The sequence below is a fragment of the Ureaplasma diversum genome (assembly GCF_000941095.1).
GTDB lineage: Bacteria > Bacillota_I > Bacilli_A > Mycoplasmatales > Mycoplasmoidaceae > Ureaplasma > Ureaplasma diversum.
On record NZ_CP009770.1, the window covers coordinates 622,240 to 643,862 of the forward strand.

Annotated in this window: 10 protein-coding genes; 2 read left to right on the top strand and 8 right to left on the bottom strand. The window is 27.2% G+C overall.

What is annotated here, in order from left to right; translation table 4 throughout:
* Positions 1-38 precede the first annotated feature (38 nt).
* The 8 genes from JM47_RS02480 to JM47_RS02515 all read right to left on the bottom strand — a co-directional run bounded on the left by JM47_RS02480 (position 39) and on the right by JM47_RS02515 (position 20,048).
* Entirely contained in the window at positions 39-2,498 is a 2,460-nt protein-coding gene (locus JM47_RS02480) for a coiled-coil domain-containing protein (RefSeq protein WP_208894833.1), read from the bottom strand.
* Between the two features lie 783 nt (positions 2,499-3,281).
* Positions 3,282-3,602: a thioredoxin gene (gene trxA / locus JM47_RS02485; protein WP_038102484.1), complete on the bottom strand. Its 321-nt coding sequence runs from the start codon at positions 3,600-3,602 to the stop codon at positions 3,282-3,284.
* Between the two features lie 9 nt (positions 3,603-3,611).
* Complete coding sequence (topA, locus tag JM47_RS02490) at positions 3,612-5,636, bottom strand: type I DNA topoisomerase (RefSeq protein ID WP_208894834.1); 2,025 nt, start codon at positions 5,634-5,636, stop codon at positions 3,612-3,614.
* A gap of 150 nt (positions 5,637-5,786) precedes the next feature.
* Positions 5,787-7,445, bottom strand: a complete 1,659-nt coding sequence (locus JM47_RS02495) for an IS1634 family transposase (RefSeq protein ID WP_208894774.1) — start codon at positions 7,443-7,445, stop codon at positions 5,787-5,789.
* Positions 7,446-7,661: 216 nt separating this feature from the next.
* Complete coding sequence (locus tag JM47_RS02500) at positions 7,662-8,735, bottom strand: hypothetical protein (RefSeq protein WP_208894835.1); 1,074 nt, start codon at positions 8,733-8,735, stop codon at positions 7,662-7,664.
* Between the two features lie 174 nt (positions 8,736-8,909).
* On the bottom strand, positions 8,910-15,707 hold the full coding sequence (locus JM47_RS02505; RefSeq protein ID WP_208894836.1) for an ABC transporter permease: 6,798 nt from the start codon (positions 15,705-15,707) through the stop codon (positions 8,910-8,912).
* Between the two features lie 109 nt (positions 15,708-15,816).
* On the bottom strand, positions 15,817-16,485 hold the full coding sequence (locus JM47_RS02510) for a ribulose-phosphate 3-epimerase (RefSeq protein WP_208894837.1): 669 nt from the start codon (positions 16,483-16,485) through the stop codon (positions 15,817-15,819).
* A 2-nt stretch (positions 16,486-16,487) separates the two neighbouring features.
* Positions 16,488-20,048, bottom strand: coding sequence for a DUF3713 domain-containing protein (locus JM47_RS02515; RefSeq protein ID WP_208894838.1), 3,561 nt, complete (start codon positions 20,046-20,048; stop codon positions 16,488-16,490).
* A 146-nt stretch (positions 20,049-20,194) separates the two neighbouring features.
* Between JM47_RS02515 and sufC the strand changes: the two genes are divergently transcribed.
* Positions 20,195-21,016: a Fe-S cluster assembly ATPase SufC gene (gene sufC / locus JM47_RS02520; RefSeq protein ID WP_208894839.1), complete on the top strand. Its 822-nt coding sequence runs from the start codon at positions 20,195-20,197 to the stop codon at positions 21,014-21,016.
* Entirely contained in the window at positions 20,994-21,623 is a 630-nt protein-coding gene (locus tag JM47_RS02525) for a SufD family Fe-S cluster assembly protein (protein ID WP_038102340.1), read from the top strand. Before sufC ends, JM47_RS02525 begins: the two co-directional genes overlap by 23 nt.

Here is a 21,623-nt window from a genome sequence, read left to right on the forward strand (position 1 = left end):
AGCAACAGCGACAACATCATCTCTAGCTGTTGCAAGAATTAAATCAACTTGATCGCTATCCTGTGCATCTTTAATTTGTTGAATAAATTGTTGTTTTTAGCTTCATCAATATTAGAAACAGCATTAATCTTATCAATAGCATCAATCTTCTTCTTAGCCAATTCTAGTTTTTCTTTAACTTTAGCTACTTCTTCTTTAGTAGTTGCTTTTGTTAATTCTGTTTTAAGAGCTTGTTTGTCTTTATCTTCTACTCTGTTATTAGGTTCGTCGATTAATTGTTTTAGTTCTTCTTTAGATCGGTCTATTTCTTTTAGAGTATTAACAAGTTCTTTTAATTCATTTAGATCTTTACTATTTTTGATTTGTTCTTTGAATTTATTTTTTTGTTCTGACTCAAAATCATTTAACTTATTAACATTATCAATTAATAATTTCTTCTCATTGTTTAGCTTAGTAGTTTCTTCTTTAATTCTATTAACAGCTTCAAGAGATACTGAACCAGCAACATTTTGTTTTAATTCTTCTTTGTGTTCATCAGATAAATTATCTAGTGTAGTTAAGTTTTCTTTAGTTGCTTTCTTAGCTTCATTAAGTGCTTTAGCATCTTCTAATGTTTTATTTGTATCTTCATTAGTAGTTGCTTTATTTATTGATGATTTGAATCTATTCTTATCTTCTTCGCTTAAATCATTTAATGAACTAAGTGAATTTAAAGCATTCTTTTTACTTTCATTTAAACTCTTAGCTTTTTGAACTATACTATCAACAGCTTCTTTAGTTTCAGCTGATTTAAGTTCATTATATAAACTCTCTTTATCTGCTTCAGATAATGAATCTAAGGTTTCAATTTCATCCTTTTTAGTTTGTTTATATGAATCTAATTCTTTGATATCTGCTAATAGTTTTTGAACTTTTTCAGAACTATCAGCTTCTACAAGTTGATCATTATACTTTTTAACTAATTGCTCAGAAGCGTTGTTTAATTGGTTAATTGGTTCTTTAACACTTTCTTTTTGTTTATTTAGTTCATTAACTGAATCAAGAATTTGTTCAATACCTTGATCATTTTGTTGCTGGTCAACTGATTGGTTTAGTTGATCTTTTTGCTGTTTTGAAATTAACTCTAATTTGTTAATCTCTTTCTTAGTTTTTTCTTTTAAATTAGTTAGCTCAATTGCTTTTTGGATGTTTTCTAATTGTTCAGCTGTAGTAGCTTTATTAATATCACTTTCAAAACTACTTCTTTGTTCATTAGTTAATTGATCAGCTTCTTTTAGATAATTAGAAACTAAAGATTTAGCTTTTGTTAGTGCATTAGCTAAGTTTTGTTGATCTTTTGCTTCTAGATCATCAGCTGTTTTTAATACTTCATCATATTTAACTTTTTGGATTTTTTCTTTTAGGGCTTTAATATCAGAAGAGATTCTGTTTTGTGCATTAGAAAATTCAATATTTACTGCACCTAAGTTATTAGCTGCTTGAATGTTGTTTGTTGCTGTATTAATTGTTTTAGATAAGTTATCTAGTTGATCATCAAAGTCTTTTTTGATTTGTTGTGCTTTTGAGTTTAATGCAATGATTGTTTGTTCTGATGTTTTAACTAAATCAGCTAATTGATCTTTTTTAGCTTTTGTTTGTTGGTTAGATTTTGAATCTTGACTAATGATTTCGTTTGCTCTATTAGCTTGAGTATTTGTTTCTTTTAGTTGTTCTACTAAGTTGTTAATTTGTACTAAATCAAGATCATTGTTTTTAGCTTCATCAATTTTTGAAGTTAGTAAATTAATAAGCCGATCAAGCTCTTGTTGGTATTTAGTATTTAATTTATCGTTGTCTTGAGAAATGATATTTAGTTCAACAATAAGATTGTTAACTTTCTCTGTTGCTTCTTGAACCCTTTTAGCAAGAACAACAAGTTTGTCTGTATGTTCTTTTGAACTCTTAGCTAATTCTTTTGCTTTATCAACTTCTTTAAGTGCATTTTCTAATTCTAGTTTTGCTTCATTAAGTCCTGGTAAGTCTATGCTTAATGTTTTCTTAGCTTTATCTTCGGCTTTTTTAACAGTTAATTGTGCATTCTGTACAACTGTGTTTAAGAACAGCTTGTTTTGTTCTAGAATTGGTTTAAATGCTTCGTTCTTAGTTTTAAGTTGGTTGATTTTGCTTTCTAGTTGATCTCTTACTGCTTTGATTTTAAGATGGCTTTTAATATCTTCTCTGTTATATTTCAAAAGCACTTGATTAGCCTGATCAGTGATATTAGCTGTTTGTAAAATACTACTTTCTAAAGTATCAACAGAATCCTTGTTGCTTTCAAGTTTATTGATATGAGAAACTACTTTGTTATTCTCATTGTTTAAAGCTAAAAGGATTTGTTCAATTTCAAAAGCACTTAATGTAATTGATGGTGAAACTAAAACAGCAGGCAGGATTACAACATTTAATGCAGCTACAATTAATGTTCCCTTAAGTATTTTGCTTGTAGGAAATTTCTTCATGATATAACCTCATATCTAATTAAGTTTTAGTGTTGTGATGTACACTAAAACAATAATGTTGATTTACTAATAGTTACTCATTTAAACTTCTTTTATAAATTAAGCAATTTATTATAATAATGGAACATTTAAATAAAATTAATTAACTTTTTTGATTTTATATTTTTAGTTGATTGATTTTCTATAATATTTAATCCACCTAATGAATATAAACATAAACAAAAGCTAAAAACTACCATTCTTAGTTTCTGTCTTGTCTATATGTTCGCTTAAAAAAGAATAACAAATTGTTCACTTTATTATTTGTAATTTAAGGCTTGGGATTATATAAATTAATAGGCTTATTTTTAAAAGAGTTAGTTAGTAATTACTAGTAATTATTGATATATTTATTTGATGTATTTACTATGATTCAATCAGTAGCATTGATTTAATCAATTTTGTTTATACATCTTCCTCCGTATCAATTATAAAAGTTTGCAAAAAATAAGCTGCCTTCAAAAAAAAAAAAAAAAAGGAATATAAAAAATGTTCCTAATTTTGTTGTTTTTGCGTCTTTAAATATGTAGGTTAATTGAGCTGTCTAACTATGTTAGACTTCTTAAGTTTAATAAATTACTAAGACATTATACTAATCCTAACTAATTTATATATGCTTGTTGTTAAGTAAATTAATATTTTATTTTAAATATCAAAATATAAAAACCATTAAAAAGACAAAAAATAAATAGTGCTAAAGTTGTGTCTTTTGCACTATTTATTTAATTAGTTTATTGAACTTAATTATTTAAGAGATCTTAATTTAGCTACTAAAGTTGCTTCATCAAGAAAACCAACTGATTTATCTTTTTGTTCATTGTTTAAGAAGTAGAATAAAGCAGGAATTGATTTAACACTAAATTCAGATGCTAAATCAGGGTTTTGGTCAACATTAATTTTAGCAATAGCAAATTCATCGCCATGTTTTTCTTCAATCTTGTCTAAAACAGGTAATAACATCTTACATGGTGGACATCAATCAGCATAGAAATCAACTAGAACTGGAGTTGTTGATTGACTTAATAATTCTTCTAGTTCAGCTTTGTTTGTAATTTTTTTAAGCATTTAATTCACCTATTGTGTTTCTTTTTTATTTGATTTATTAGTTGTTTTGATGTAATTACAATTAGGATAACCTGAACAACCAATAAATAGTTTATTTTTTCTATTTTTTCGTTTAATTAAATTATTACTACATTCTGGGCATTTTTCGTCAAGAATTTCTTTTTCATCAAGTGATTCAACAAATCGGCACTTTGGAAAGTTCGAGCAAGCAATGAAACTAACGTTTCGTTTTGAAAATTTAATTTGTAGATCACCACTACATTGTGGGCAAACTCGATCTGGAACTGTTTCATATGGTTTCTTTTCAATTTCAGTGTATGCTTTTTGAACATCTCTTAAAAAACCAGGAATAAACTCTTTAACTGGTTCTTTTCATTCCATTTCACCATTAGCAATTAAATCAAGTTTATCTTCCATTTGTGATGTAAACTCTGCTGAGATAATTTGTGGGAATGATTCTTGTAATTTTTTAATGATTTCAATTCCGTGTTGAGTTGGAATTAACTTACCATTATCCTTATTAATATAACCACGCTTAGTTCCAATTGTTGCCATTGAAGCATATGTTGATGGTCGCCCAACACCAGCATTTTTAAGAGCAGCAATTAATGTTGCTTCAGTGTAATAAGGAGGTGGTAAAGTTTCTTTTTGAACTAAATTAATTTGTTTTTTCTTAAATTTATCTCCCACTTTAATAACAGGTGGTAAGAATGAATATAGTTCTAATTGTTTACTATAAAAATCTAGAATTCAATACCCTTTTGAAATAACAGTCTTATAACTTGTATAGAACTTATATTCATTATTAATAAATCTGATAATTTGTTTATGAAATTTTGGTGGATTCATTAAAGCTGATAAGGTTCTTGTTCAAATTAAATTATAAAGTTTAAAGACATCAGCTGACACTAAGGGTTTAATCATGTTTGGTGTTGTATGCACATCAATTGGTCTAATTGCTTCATGGGCATCTTGCACATTTGCTGTTTTCTTTGATGATTTAATACCATTTAAGTTAATGTATTCATTACCAAATGTTTCAGTAATGAAGTCGTGAGCGCTAACTATAAAATCATCACTTAAACGTTCGCTATCTGTACGTGGATATGAAATTAAAGTAAGATGTTCTTCACCAATTTGAATCCCTTCAAACATTTGTTGAGCAACACTTGTTGTTTTAGCTGAACTTCAATTTAAATAATTTGAAGCCATTTGTAATAGTTTATCTGTTGTTAAAGGGATCTGTTGATCACCACTTGTTGTTTTTGGTTCATCAACTTTATAAACCTCAAACCAATCACCTAAATTATCAATTACATACTGAGCATCTTCTTTATTTAAAAACCTGATATCACTATCACTGCTTTCAGATTGTTTATAAAGTGGTACTTGGTATGGTAGTTTACGTAAAGAAACAAAAATATTGTTTTGAATTGTCCCTTCAACTTGGTATCATTCTTCTTTAACAAAACGTTGTCGTTCAAGCTCTCTTTGTACTACAAACAATAAAGCAATTGACTGGACTCGACCTGCTGATTGTCCCCGTAAATTTCTTTGCACTAAACTTGATAGTCGATAACCAATAACACGATCAAAAATTCTTCGAGCAAATTGTGAACCAACTAAGTTAATATCAATATCATGTTGATCATCAATTGCTTTTTGAATCGCTTTTTTTGTAATCTCATTAAAAGTAATTCGTTGCACACGTTCTTTTTCTTGATCTGGTAAAATATCATAAACGTGTCAACTAATTGCTTCTCCTTCCCGATCAGGGTCGGTTGCTAAGAAAATTTTATCTGCTTTCTTAGCAAGATTAATAATATCATTGATTACTTCTTGTTTAGAAAATTTACTGTTTGGTTGTTTAATTACTTCTCAACGGAGATCATATGTTTGTGGGTCATATCCGCCCCTTTTAGCAAGTTCACGGATGTGTCCTCCAGTTGCAGCAATTACATAATCATCTCCAACATAAGATTGGATTGATTTAATTTTATTTGGTGACTCGACAACAATTAAGTCCTTACGCATATTTACTCCGCTTTATATCTTCAAGCTTCATCTTTTTAATTTGTATATAGTATTATAAAATTATTTAACAAAATAATAAAAATTTATTTGATTTAATTGACATTATTTTTCCTGTGTTTCCCACTTGTAGATTTTAAAAAAATAATGCCGTTAAATCATCCCTTTTTTGGATGCTCAAGCTAACACTTTTTCATAGATAATCCAGCTGGATTTTGTGCCTTTGTTAACAAAATCAATTTCTTGAACAACCATATTATTAACAATCTCTTTAATTGATTTAACATCATTTACGATTTCAACTAATTTTTGTTCTGTAATTTTTTCTAATCCCTGAGCAACTAATTCATCATTCATTCAATGTAGTATAAATCTTAAGAAAACAAGAGACACAAAACATAAACACAAATATCCTAAAATGTGTTCGTATTTAGATAGGTAAATCGGTCTTAATTCAAGTGTACTTTTTAAAGTTCTAAAGTTCGATTCGATTTTTCATTGTTTAGTATAAATTTCCATTATTTCTAGAATTGATAAATCGAATCGGTTTGTTATATAAACGAAAAAACCATCGTATTTTTCATCTTCTAAAATCTTTTCTTGATCAAGAATATAATAAGTCGTTTTGTCTACAGCCTTGTAGTATCTGCACTTCTTAGCTCCCATTAGTTTTTCTTGTGTAACAACACCTTTTTTGTCCATTTTCTTAGTGAAGTTGTTGATTAAAACTTCTCGATCATGTCGGTCTTTTCTAGCTCTTTCTTCGCTATGAACAACCACTAATCTTTTAGTTGATGCAGCATCTTGACTATCACCATTTGCTGGTTTCAAATCAATAATTTTGTATTTTAAATTATCATTCAATTGAGTATAATCGTCAGAATTCGTAATAGCATTTTTGATTTCTTTTTTAGTTGCTTTTAATCGATAAGCAAACACATAATTTCAACCGTTAGATTCTAAGAATCTAATATTTTCAGCATTATTCATACCCTTATCACCAACTATTGTGATGTTTTTAATTTCGTAAATACTAGCTAATTCTTCTAAAAACGGAATGAATGTTTTTTGGTCTGGTGTGTTTCCTGGGAAACATTTATAGTGAATTGGAATTCCATTTTCATCAGTTGCCATTGCGATTACAATTTGGTCTTCTTTGGTTTTTCCATCCTTTGAATAACCAGGCATTTTTAATCCTGTTCTAGTGAAACTTTCAAAATATGCTGTGGTTGAATCAAACCACATTACACTAATGTTTCTTTCGTATTTTTCGCTAATTTTGTCGTTTAAATTTTTAAGCAATATATGTGAATTTTTTGCAAGATACTCAAGAGATCGATAATATGAATTTTTAGAGAAAACATCTTGTTCTTCTTTTTCAATCGATTTCATTGTACCAAGTATACTTTTAGGTCCTTTGATTCGGTGTGAAAGCAATTGAATCAATATTGTTCTTAAGGTACTAGACTTTGTTTTTGAGCACCCTTTTAAAAGATCAAAATGATCAAATAATGTCTCAAATAATGAAAACATTTTATATTCTTCTTTAACTTCATTTTTAGCCGTTTCATTTGAATCTAAAACAGATTTTACTTCTTGTTTAGTTTTATCATCAAACGTCATAAATGGAAAATCTTGAGCGTTTATTTCTTCATCTCAATCATATTCATCACTAAACATCATCAGTTCGTCAACCGAACTAATTACAATTTTTGTTTCCGACTTTTTAGTATTGGGACCAGTTAAAATAGCAGGTGAACTTTTCACTTTTTTAGTTGTAGTTTTTTTAGAAGTTTTGTTGTCTGTTTTCATATTTTTACTCGTTTTGATATCTTAATTCTTGCATCTTTGTAATTATTATAAACTTTTATATTTTTATAAAAATATAAAAGCAAAATAAAGCATTTTAACTCTTTTTGTACCAAAAGAGAAAAACCCAGCAATAATTTTGAAAAAATCTTGCTCATTACATTCTTTTATAAGTCTTATTTTTATATATAAATATATAAAAGAAAAATAAAAAAACCCTTAACTCGTCATTAAGTTAAGGGTGTAATTGAACAAGTGGGAAACACAGGGAGAAACTAATTGGTGAATTAAGTTAACAAATTGTTTATATTGAGAGAAGAATGTAACTAAATAAGCAACTGTAGTAGATTTGTTTGCTAACATTTCAATATTTTTGTATTTTTTAACAACAGTTCTGAAATGCTCATTGTATTTCTGAGCTATCTCTTTTAGTTTTTGTTTATCATTTAATTTTTCAATTGTTAAATCTGATAATTTATTCAAAGCGAATTCTTGTTGTGTTAACATAAAGAAAACACTTCTTGCTCTTTTTGTTCGTTCTTCATCAGCACTTGAAGATGGGTTTGGTGCTGGTGCTGGTGCTGGTGCAGGTGATGAAACAGGAGATGTTGCTTGATCAGCTGGTGGTGCTGGTTGATCAGCTTGAACTTCATCACCTTGAGTTTTACCACCTTGAACTTTATCACCTTTAGCTTTATTAGCTTTTGAATCAGGATCAGGACTTCATCAGTTTTCTTGTTCAGGAACTTCCCCATCTTCCTTGTAATCAGGATTTACAGATTTAAGTGCATCAGTGTTTTCTTTTTGGATTTTTTCTCAATCTTCTTTTAGTGTCTTGATTTTTGATAGCTCATCAGCCATATCAGCTAAAGATTCTTTCTTATCGATTTTAGCTTTAACTTTTTCTAATATAGCTAATCTCTCACTTAGGAATGTTAAACCATATTCTTTAACTTCAGGATCAACTGTTTTCTCATCAGCTAATACATATGAAGAATAATTACTTATTACAAATTCTTTAGCTTCTTTGTATTCTTTTAGCTCTTTTGATTCAGTTTGTTTAGTGTCTTGAATTTGTTCTTTGTTTACTTGATTGTCTTTGATTACTGGTTGATCTTGAGTTGTTTTTGTTGTTGAAACTTCTTTATTTGTTTCAACTTTTTGATTTTGAGTTGGTGTTGTCTTTTTAGCTATAGTTGGTGCACATGAAGCAACTATAGTAGTTAAGCTAATACCAGCTAAAACTGCTCCAACACTTAATATTAAGCCCTTTTTACTTTTAAATTTACTCATATAAATAACTTTCTTGTCATTAATAGTATATTTAAAATTCCTTTCATAAAAAGTCTACGACATAAGTACACTTTTATTATAACTATTTAGCTACATAAAATGTATATAAAAAAAGCAAACAAGAAATAAACTCTTATTTGCTTTTTCTTTATTAGTTATAAATATTAAATTTAATTATGTTCTTGTTTCATTTAAGGCTTGGGTTAGATTTAGTTTTGTAGTCTTGTAATATGTATTTAATCAAGCAAGAATTAATACTAAACCAACAAAGCCAAAACTGATTACAAAGATTCATCAAGGAATAACTGGTAATAGGACAATATTTAATGCACTAAACACAGCTCATTTATATAAATAAATAATTCCAAATGAAAGTGGTGTTGCTACTATTACATTTAATAATCAAACAATTGGATAAACAAACATGAAGTTGTTTACATTCTTCATATCTCTCATTCCTAAGATCTTCATCACAGCAATCAAGCGTTGTGATTCATTTGCTAATGTTGAAGCAATTAAAACAATAATAATCACTAAGCTTGGTAGGATTGAAAGAATAATAATTAATAATAATGAGAATGAAGTTCTATCAATTGTATTAGCAAAGATTAAATTTTTGATGTTAGCATCAACATCTTTAAACGAAGCTAAGTTAGCTTCAGATCCATAGATTCTTATGATCTTATTTAATAAAGCGGCATAGTTTTGTAAATTAAACCCTGGTCAAGTTTTAATTGTTGGATCAAAACTACCATTTAAGATTGAATTAATTTTATCTCAACTAATTAAGAAGATTCAGTCTGCAGTTCCTGCTAATGAGTTTGGATCAGCTAAATTGATTCTTGGTCAAGTTAATAAAGCAGGAGATAAACCTGATGGAGCATAGAATGAAATTAAATTATCAAAGAATAATGGTTTATCTTCTTTAGTAAAGAACCCATTAAACATTCGTTCTTCAATAATCTTAAAACCATTCTCAAACTGTTTTCTTTTAGCATACTCATAAAAGCCTAATAACTTATTAGCTATTTTTTGATTAATAACCATTTGTTGGTTAACTAATGAATAGCTAATTCCGACAACTTTAAACTTAGCACTATAAGTTTTTGATTGGTCATTAAACTCATTAGTTAATCGTTGCATATGATTTGTTATATCTAAATCAAATACATCATTAACTTTTAGATTGTAGCGTTGAGCTACAACTTGATTAATGATTACATTATATGTGCCATCACTATTAATATCTTCATCTTTAATTAAATCAATTAAGTTTTCTTTATCTTTATTAATTAAATAAATTTGTTGATAAGGATTAATAGTATTAGGACTATTTTTGTTTTTATTATAATCAATTCCAATTAATTTAACATTACTGTTAGCAAACTTCTTAGTGTTTGAAATAATACCAGATACATATGTGTAAGGTTGTTGGATTTTATCATCATCAATATTAACAACCTTAAGTCCTAATTTATATTGGTTTCTAATGGTTTTATCATTAGTGTAGATTTGTGTAATTAATCGCACAAATTGAGGAGAGAACTCGGCTGCTCCTTGTCTTGTAACAACCCCAGGTAAGGTATTAATTTCTCATCGATCATTTTTCTTAACAAAAAAGTTGTTTGGATCATCTAAGCTCTTAGGAGCTTTTCCATCTTTTGTTCATAATGAAATTTGTCTAATAATACCATCATTATTAAAAGTTGGTACATCATATAATTTATCAACTTTTTTATTATCTATGATTTCGTACCCAAAAGTTTTAAAAGCTTCATCTAATAATTTAGCTTCGTTAAGTTCAGCTTTAGCAATCGCAATTGATGGTAAGAAGTTCTTAGCAAAAATTCAAGGGTTAAATTGTAATTTCTTATCTGATACAGTAACATCAATATTTCCATCTAAAGATGATTTAGAAATAATCTTACCATCAAAGAAATTAACATTGTTCATAATTTCAGGTTGGGTTGAAATTGATGGGTAGTAAATATTAGCTAATAAATCACCATACTCTGGGTTTGCTGTTCCAAAGTTCTTAATTACACGCATTGCATTATTATATTGTAATGTTGAATAAGGTAATGAACTCTTAGTTGTTTTATCAATCACACTAAGATCATCTAAATAAATGTTATATTCACTATTTAGTAAATAAACTTCTTCAACTTTATAAGTATAGTTCGGTGTTAAACTATTGTAATCAATAATTAATGTAGAACTATCTTCTAGATGTCCATATAAATAAATCGTATTAACTCTTGGTTTGTTATTAACTATTCTTGTTTGTTTAATAACTGCTTTAAGCGGTCTGTTTTTAGTTAAATAATCAAAACTCATTAGTTGTTGATTATTTTTATTCTTATTAGCATACTTAGTATTATCTAAGATGCTAATACTATTATTAAACTCATTACTATTAGAATCATAAATAATTGTTTTATTACTATCATTTAAAGCTAAGCGTTTAATGAAATAAACAACAGCTTGATCTGCATTATTATAAATAATTGGCAAATTATTTAAATCAAAACTAACAAAACCAAAACTATCAACTTGTGAAGTTATTGTTTTTTCTTCAATTCCATTAAAGCCATAAACTAAATTAACTTGTTGATTAAAGTATTTAGGATCTTTTAAATTAAAGTAAACAATTAGATCTCTACTGTATAAGTTATAAACAAATGAACCATTTTTATTGTTATTAAATACTTTAGTATGGATGTTTATTTGATCAGCTTTAAGAATAGTGTTTGAACTATTGTTGATTGAAACTATTTCTCAATCAGCTTCACTTTTTGGAAGTGAAGATAAATCAAAATAAACAATTTGATCATCAACTGATGCTTTGATTTGATGAATCTGATCTTTACTTTGATAAATAGCTACTAGTTGATCAAGATTAGCAAAATCTTGTTTATTAAATACTAAATATTGTTTTTTGTTTTTAAACAAGAATTGGCCTTTATTTTTTAAATCAATGATCTTAAGATCATTAGCTATTTGGTTCTTATTAATAATCTTAATTAATTGATTATTTTTTTGTTTTCAATAAATAGCACTAAATTCATAAATATCTTTATCTAATAAATTAGGATTAAAGTTGATATTACCATTTTGATCAATAATTGAATTTATTGAAACAAGTTCTTTTTTAGAATTTAAATATTGAATAATTACAGGTTCATTAGCTAATGATCTAAGTTTTAATTTAATATTAACATCATTAATGATTTTAGGGAATGGAGAGAATTCATTTCTTGCTCCTAGGTTTTTAAATTGACTAATGTAATAAAAACCACCTTGTTCAGTTGGTGAGTATAAATCCACAGCATATTTATACTCACGCAACTCATTAGTTATATTAGCTGATTTAGTAAAGGTGTCTTTGGTTGTAGCTATGATTGAAGCAATAATGGAGAATGAAGATGCAATGATTAATAAAATTAGCATCCGCATAAAGTTAGCAATCACATAAGTTGCTCGAAGTACAGAAATTGCTCCAAACTTAATAAAGATTGACTTAATAGCTAAAACAGCTTTATTAATCTTAAATCCAGCATCCCCACGCATTGTATTATATGGTGATTTAGCAAGCATTCTAAAAATGATTAAGAACGAGATTAATCCTAGTGTAATCGTCATCGCTATTGGAATTGCAAAGATCCAACCAACTGAAACATATTGTGCTGGAATTGGTACTAATCAGTATGAATAAAATAATCGCATCACGAGTGGTTGTAAAAAATATGATGCAGTATAACTAATTACTAAAACTAAAAGCGAAGGAATAGTATAAAAAGGCATAAAGGCTAATCAGATTCTTGTTCTAGATACCCCCTGAGCTTGTAATACCCCAAACATTGATTGGTTTTTGCTTACTAGATTTCTTAAACTAGAACTGATGAAATATATTCCTAAGATCAAAATTAGTGCTGTTAGTGAAATTGCAATAATTAAAATGATCTTTCTTAAATCATCTAAGAAATAAGATCGTTTTTTATAAATTGGGAAAGGGTGATTTTGATCACTCTTTTTATAAATTGATCCTTGTTTGCTTGCATTAAGTTGTGATTTTAAACCATTAAAGATTTTAGCTTGTTTAGCAATATCTAATAAGTGAGCATTAGCTTTAATACTGTAGTATTCAACTAATGGCACATTTGGAGCAATTGCTCTTAGTTTATCAAACCCAGATGCTCCTAAATAAAGCACACTAGTTTTTTTAGGATCAATTAAAATATCATTAACATTTGATGCTGGGAATAAGAATTCAGAAGATTCAGCATTACCAATAATAAAGAAGATTTGTCCATTAATATCAACTTTATTATATTCAGGAACAACATATCTTAATCAACTTCGATAATCTTTAGCTTTTCTTACTAATTGATTATTTTCATCATAATAATCAATATAAGGAGCTGAACTATCACTATTAATATATGGCAATTGTGCTGCTATTTTAAAATCTTCTAAGTTAGCTACTTTTTTATATCCACTTTGTTTTGGATCACTATTTGCTGCTAAGTATGAATTACTTACAAAAGCTAAATCAGAACTTCGATTAATTACATTAATATTAAAAGGAACAAATAAGATATTATTCTCTTTTAATCTTGCTTCTATATAGAAACTGTATGAGTTACTTTGTTGTGATACAAAAGCATATGTATTAAAGAACCGACTAAGTTCTTTAGTAAATAATTTGTATTCATCAGGATTTGTAGCTGATCAATTAATAAATTCAGAGGCTGATGCAGTATTAAAATCACTATAACCTTTATTAAAGTTAATTGTTTTAAGGACATATTGATTAAATACAATTTGATCAACATTAATCTTAGAGTTTGGATCATAATCAGTATTAAAATCTGATTTATTAACTATATTAACTAACTCAATTCTTTTAGGTAGATCTTTATTATGAATTACATTAATAAAAGCTTGATCACCTGCTCCATATCCTTCAAAGTAATAATATTTCTTATTATTCTTATCATCATAGTCTTTATAAACAGCAACAAGGGGTGTTTTGTTTTTATAGTTTGTTGTTAGTTTATATTGATAAACTCCATCTTTAAAAGGTAATAACAATCGATATAAATTAAGACTAAATATATAGTTATTAGCTAGATATTGTTCACTTAATAATCATTCAGCTTCATTAAATAAGACTTCAAAGAATTTATGAAGCTGATAGATTCCAACTGATGCTGGATTAAATAGTGAAGTATAATCATGACTATCAACTAAGTTACCTTCAACTTGATTGTTAGTATTAGCTGCATAGGTTTTTCAGATTGTATTATAGTATTCATAATAATTTAAATAATATTCTTTAAACCGACTAATCTTAGTTGCATCATCATTATCAAAATAAAGTCGTTTATATTTATTATTAGCATTTTGTGAATCAGCAAACTTTTCATCTAAACTAACTGGTTGGTTGATTCATTTAGTTTTATCATCAACAACTTTAGATTGATAATAAGTTGGGTTAGTGATATTTGTAGCTATGAAGTTAGTATTTGTTTTAACATCAGTGTAATTAGCTGATTGGTGTTTTTTGTAATAAATATCATGTTGGTCTAAAATTGACAAGAACCCAACATCTTTAAGCTGATCAGCTAAAAATCTTAAATTTTTATTACGTTCAAGTTCGATTGTAGCATTTCGTTTAGCAGTTGAGATTTTACTGTACTCACTACTTTGTTTATCTAATAAGATTAGTTGGTTGTTGTAATTATCAATTTTGTTTAACAAATTGATTTGTTCTTGTTTACTGTAAGCTGATTGTTCTTTTGAATTATTAAAGAAAGCTCTTGTTTCATCTTTAATCTTTTTAATCATTAAAGTTTTAGCTTTATTGATTGAACTAATTACATCTTCAAGCTTAGTTGGATCATCAACAATTTTAGTTGGTAAATAAACTTTATTTCTAAATAGATCATTATATTTAGTAGTTAAGTTATCAATTTTTAGTTCTTTAGCTATTTGATCTGAATGATGTTTAGTTTGTAAATATGTAGCAAATAATGCATATTCATTAGTCAGTTTTGAAGTATCTACAAATAAGTCAAATTCATAATAATCAGCTAATGTTGTATTTGTACTAATATACTGAGTTAATTGTTTATAAACTGACTCATAAGAGTTTAAATACTTCTTATTATCATTTAGATTACTTGTTGAATCTTGAATCTTATTAGTTCTAAAGTTAACATTATTAATTAAGAATGGATTTCTTAAGTTTTCATTAAGACTAAAGCTTAAGTTATGTTTGCTAAAATCAAAGGTTTTAGCAAATGGTTGATTAGCTTGGACTATTCCCATATTAACACTATAAGTACTATATTCCTTATTAGCATTAGGGCTTAGATCATCACTATTAAAAAGAACTTTAGCATAACCTAGATCTTGAACACCAACGAATTCAACTTTATTGTTTTTGTTTTGATAAATAAAGTTTTCATAGTTTGTTGCACTTCAAGCTGCAGTTTGAATACCATCATTAAATCAGAAAACAGTTTCTAATTGTAAGTTATTGATCGCATTTCAATCAACATTTCCACTTAAATTAAGTGGGGTTTCATTAACTCCCATTGGTCAGTAATAAACAGATTTAGGATTTGTTGGTTTAAGTTTGATGTAATTATTATTTCTAGCTAATCGAGCTTTGTTAAAAACATGTAATTTAACAATCTTTTTAGCTGGATTAGCTAGTTTGTTATCAACGATTTCTAGATCATTGAAAACAATGCTGTTGGCATCATTTTCAACAGCTACATAATCACTTGTTAAACTTACTTTTTTAATATCATTTTGAGCTTTATCTAAACGTTGGATCGTAATTGTTGCTGTTGTAATGACAAGGGTTGTAACTATCATTAAAATTGATAGTTGTGTGATCAAAGCTTTGTTTTTAAAGAAAAGCTTTAACATACTTTTCATTAAACAAAATAACTTTTTCATAAACCCTCCTTTCATTAACTAATCAACATTAAGCTAATAGTAATTATACTAAATTCGGTTTTATAATAAAAGCCAACACAAAAAGTGTTAGCTAATTTAAAGATTGATATTATTTAATAATTTGATTGATTTCTAGTTTAAATTGATCAAGATTATTTACATACTTAACAACAAAAGAACCAGATACATAATAATCAATTTGATTTAGAGTATTTTTGATTACATCAAAATTTACCCCACCATCTAATTCAATTTCAAAATTAATATTAGATGATTCTCTAAAAGCTATTAAATCATTTAGTTTAGTGTATGTATCAGCTAAAAAAGCTTGACCACATTTCCCAGGAACTACAGACATAAAAGTAACATAATCAACATCTTTTAGTAAGTGTTTATAATCATCTAAAACAAATGATGGATGAATCGCAATTCCAGCTTTAATGTTACTATCTTTAATCTTGTTTAATAAAGCTAAACAAGATTGACTATTAACTAATTCAAAAGGAAAACTAATCGCATATGGTTTATATTTAATTAATTGATCGATTCATTTAGTTGGATCATTAACCATTAAATGGACATTAACTAAACAGTTATTAGTTAGTAGATGATCAAGATATTCAAGTTTACTAAAAGCAACATTTTCTACATAAATTCCATCCATAATATCATAATGGAAATGGTTTAGTTGATGATCATTAAAGCTTTTGATTAAACTAGCTGTTTGAGTTTTATCAAATGCTAGAATTGAAGGAAGAATAGTAATTTGTTTGTTCATTTTTAATTCTTGTTAAAAGTTATTAATGGAGCTACTTTTTGAATATTATTAGCAACTCGTTTATCAAAGATTACTGTTTTGTTTGTTTCTGGTAAACTAGCTAAAGCTTTAATGTTTAATGCTTGATCACTAATTGCTAGATCTAAAGCCATTTTAAAGAATTGGTTATTAGCTAATAAAGCTGGATTTAGTTGATTATTGTTGTTTTTGATTTTAAGTACATCATCTTGATTGATTTGAGTAATAGCTAAAGTTTGTTTGATATTACTATTAGCTTTAGTTATTGTAGCTGAAGCTGTTGGGTTTAGTTTATTGTAAACATAACTAAACTCTAAACGACTAAACGCTTCATTTGGTAATGCATCAATTCCTGCATTCATAATCTCTTTTAGTTCATTTAAAGCTAAACTAGTTGTTGTAGCTTGATTAGTAGTTTGTGAACCACTAATTACTTTTCGTTCATTTTTAACTATTTGATCAAACTTAATATTAGCTGTTCCATCTAAATTAAGAGCAAACAATTCTTTAGCTAATTGCTTGTATTCGTTATAAGAAACAAAACTATTAACAAGAGCTTTTAGTTTAGCTTTTGAACCAAAACCATATAAAGCTCCAGCTCCTTTACTGTTTGGTTTATTAGTGTAAACTAATTTATCATATAAACTTACTTTATCAAAATCAGGACCAACTTTAGTTTTTTGGTTTTCTTTAGTAATTAAACCTAAGAAGTTCATATATTGTTGTTTGTTTTGATCAACTGTAAAGTTTCAATAAGTAGCTGCATCATTTAAAGTAACATTTTTTAAGAAATCTTCTTTAAGTTTAATTTCATTATTTTGTACTTCATAAACATCATTCTTGTTTAAAGTATAAACATTAAGTGGGTTGCTAGTACTTAGTTGGTATTTCTTAAAACCTAAATCTTGTTTAGGATCATTACCAAATTGTGGATTAGCTAAACTGTTTTCAATACCTTTTCAAGCTAAGAAGATAACTTGGTTGTTAGCAGTTAGAAGCTTTAGGTATGAAATTAAATTATCATATGTAAATTGATTATTGTTGTGATTGATTAATCAAGCTAAAACAACTAAAGCTTCTAAGCTGTTGATGTATTTAGTGTAATCTTTTAATCTTAATTCTTGATTAGCATATGATCCATTAAGTAAATAAGATTCGTTTCAGTATTGAGTGATTTGATTAACTACATTATCAAGATTAGAACTATCTTTAAGTAAATCTGCAGATAAATTAGCATTAATTAAAGGTAATTTAATTGAACTATCAATTGCTTGATTAAATAATTTAGCAGCTTCATTATCAGCTTTTAGATGGAAAGTATTTAAATCAAAGTAAGGAGTTAAAAACTTCTTATAAATTGATGCTCTTAATAAGGCTTCAAATTGGTTAGAACTAATGAAGTTATTAAGGACTTGGTTTAGAATGTAGTTATCTAATGATACAACTTGACTATTTTCATAAACTTTAACTAATTGTTCAAAGTTAAGTGGATCAACATAACTATCAATTGCTGAATTAAATTCAGTGTTTAGTTGTTGTAAAGTTTTGTTTGATGTTTTTGATACAAATGTTCTTAGTAATGAATAATAAGGGTTTTTATTTTCTTCTTTAGTTTGAGTAAGATTGATTGGAACATTAATTCCAGCATTATAGAATGCTTTTGGATCTACATTTAAATTAGTTGCTTTATTGTAATTAATCACTTTACCTTTAAGAGCTAGTTCATGTTCTTGAAGTAATCTCAGTGAACTAATTTCATTATTAAGATTAATGATTTTAATTAATTGATCATTTAAGTTAATTGCTTCTTTTGAAGCAAAGAATAAATTGTTTTGATCATTGTTATGTTTTGCTAAATAAGATGCAATAATTCGATCTTGATTAGCTTTAAAATAAGTTTCAAGTTCTGGTTTAATGTTATGACCTTTAGCTTTAGCACTTGGTGTTGGTTTATTAGTAGCATTATATAATGCACCTTGGTATAAGAAATGATTCTTAAGTTCATTAACTAAACTACTAAAACCTTTAGCTGCAGCTTCTTTTAGCGTTTTGAAATTATTTAAACCAATAATTTGAACTCCTTTATCAGTTCTAGCTAATAAGATGTTTTTATCTTTAACATAAACTACTTGATTAACAGCAATAGTATCTTTTAAATACCCAGTAAATGCATCATTATCACCTAATTTAAGTGGGTAAAATAAATTAACATAACCAGATTGATTTTGTTCAGTAACTGTTTCACTAGATGAGACTGGTTTAGTTGTTGATGATGAATTTGTTTGAGAACCAGCAGGGGCAGCTGGTGCTGGTGATGATGGAGATGACGGACTAGCTTGACTAGTTGAACCACTTGGTGTAGATGGACTAGAAGGAGCAGCTGGAGTAGTTGGTGCAGTAGTTGCCTTTTCACTCTTCAATACAAAGTTTAGTAATGGATTTGTTTCATCAAGCTTATCGATCATTTTGAAATTAGTTTCAAGCGTATTAAACAACAACATATAAGCACCTAATTGAGCTAAATTAGTTGTTGGTAATACTTCACGAGCCTTGATTTGATCTAATAAAAGTGTTTGTTGATTAATAGCTACATTATTGTTTTCTTTAATATCAACATTAACAAAACCATTAGCATCTAAATGTTTGTTTTCATTAATTAATTTAACAACATTAACATAGTGTGATGTTGTATTTAATTTAGTAGCATCAGTTGATGCATCTAAAAAGAATGGATAAGCATTACTTGCTTGATTGTTAGTTGGAATATTTGTAAACAACTTCTTGTTATAAATTGATTGATTAGCTAAACTATCATATTTAAATTCAAAATTAAATGTTGGTAAAGGTAATTTGTTAGCTATATAATCATCAACTAAGAAGTTAAAGAAATGAGCATACTTTTTAGTTAATGGATTAGATGTATCTAAAACAATCTTGTTTCTATCCCCTGCATTAGTGCTTTTAATAATTTCATTTTTTTGTAATAAAGCTTCTGCACTTAAATCAGTTGCTAAAACTAATTGATTGTTATTATTGATACTAATTAATTGATTAAAGTGTTCAAATAATTCAGTTGTAAATAGATTATAAGTATGGTTGTATGCATTGATTTGTTTTCAAGATGCTGCAGTTCCTCCGTTTGGATCAAATAATCCATCTTGAAGAACAGCATTTGCATCCTTACCAAATCGATTGTTAACATTAGTTTGGTGTCTTTTTAGTTCATTATCTAATTCTAGTTCACGATCAGTTACTTTTTTTGAAATTTTAGGATTTTGATTTGTTTTAGCTCAAAAATATATTGCTTGTTTAGCAATTGCTTTATTTAATTCATTAACTCCTAAATCAGAAGCTAAAGCCATTTTAAGAGCTTGTTTAGTAGTAATATCATTTGTTAAAAACATTCCATTGTTAACATTAACGATTTTACTAAAAGTGCTTGAATTAGTTTTAGTTGTATTATTACAAGCAACAGCAACTGCTACTAAACTAGAAGCAGCTAATGTGCTTAAACCTAATACTGAAAAAAGTTTCTTTAATTTCATATAACAAATCCTTATACTATTTTATATATTTTAAATCCTAAATCAATTTATTAACTAATTTTGTAATGTATCAATTTGATAATTATACTATAATTAAGAGTTATAAAATAGTAAATATTCTACATAAAATAGGAAGGTGCTAGGTCTTGGAAAAGCTAACAATTAAAAACTTAGATGTCCAAATAGAAGGAAAGTTAATTCTAAAAAATTTTAACTTAGAAATAAATACAAATGAAGTAGTAGCTATCATGGGTCCTAATGGACATGGTAAATCAACGCTTTTTAAAGTAATTATGAACCATTACTTAACAGAGGTTATAAATGGTGATATTTTAGTTGATGATCAATCAATTCTTGGTTTAGAAACTAATGAAATTGCTAATAAAGGAATTTATTTAGCAAACCAACATCCAATTGAAATTCATGGACTTGGAATGTTAGATTTTTTAAGAACGATTGTTGCTACTAAAAGAGAACAAAAAACTGTTAATGTTTTTGATTTATATCAAGAATTATCAGAACATATGAAAAGTTTAGCTTTAGATCCTGCCCTTTTAAAACGATCATTAAATGATGGATTCTCTGGGGGAGAGCGAAAAAAGAATGAAATCTTACAAATGTTAGCTCTTGATCCAGATTTTATTCTTTTAGATGAAATTGATTCAGGACTTGATATTGATGCACTAAATGCAATTGCTAATGTTTTATTAAAGATTAAAGACAAAAAAGCAATTGTGTATGTTTCACACAACAACCGATTATTTAAAATCTTAAAACCAACTAAAGTAGTAATGATCATTAATGGACAAATCGCTCAAGTTGGTGGTTATGAATTAGCTGAAAAAATCCAAAACCAAGGTTATAAGTGAGTTGAACAAGAATTAGGAATTAAAGTAATTGAAGATAGTGAAACTGATTTTGAATTTAAAAAAGGATTAATGAGTTGTGGAGCAAACTTCAAAGAATAAACAATTAATTGTTCTAGAACACAATAAAGATTTAGAAATTGATATTAATCCTTTAGAAGATGAACTAGAACAAGAAATTTATATGATTGATTTATTTCCAGGAGATTCAGAAATCAATCTTAAAGTTAATTTAAAAGCAAATTCAAAATCACTAATTCATGTTTTAATCTTAAACTTTGATCAATACAAAAAGAAATTAACAACCCATTTAATGTTTGATCAACATTATGCTGAATGTGAGAATAATGTTCGTGTTATTGGTTTTAATGAATCAACAACAGCAATTCAATTAAATGGAACAATTGGTAAAAACACAAGAGGTAATGGGGTTTATCAAAACATCAATGCTAGTTTATTTGATGAAGCAAAAGTGATTGGTGAACCAAATTTAATCATTAATAGTAATGATGTAAAAGCAGGACATTCACTTAAAGTTGGTAGTATTTCACAAGACATCTTATTTTATTTACAATCTCGTGGTATTTCACACTATGCATCAATTAGATTAATTCTAGAATCTTTCTTTAATGAAGTATTTGCTAATTTTGATGATCAAATAAAGGATAAGTATGCAGATATTATTAATAGTATCTTTGCTAAATTTTAA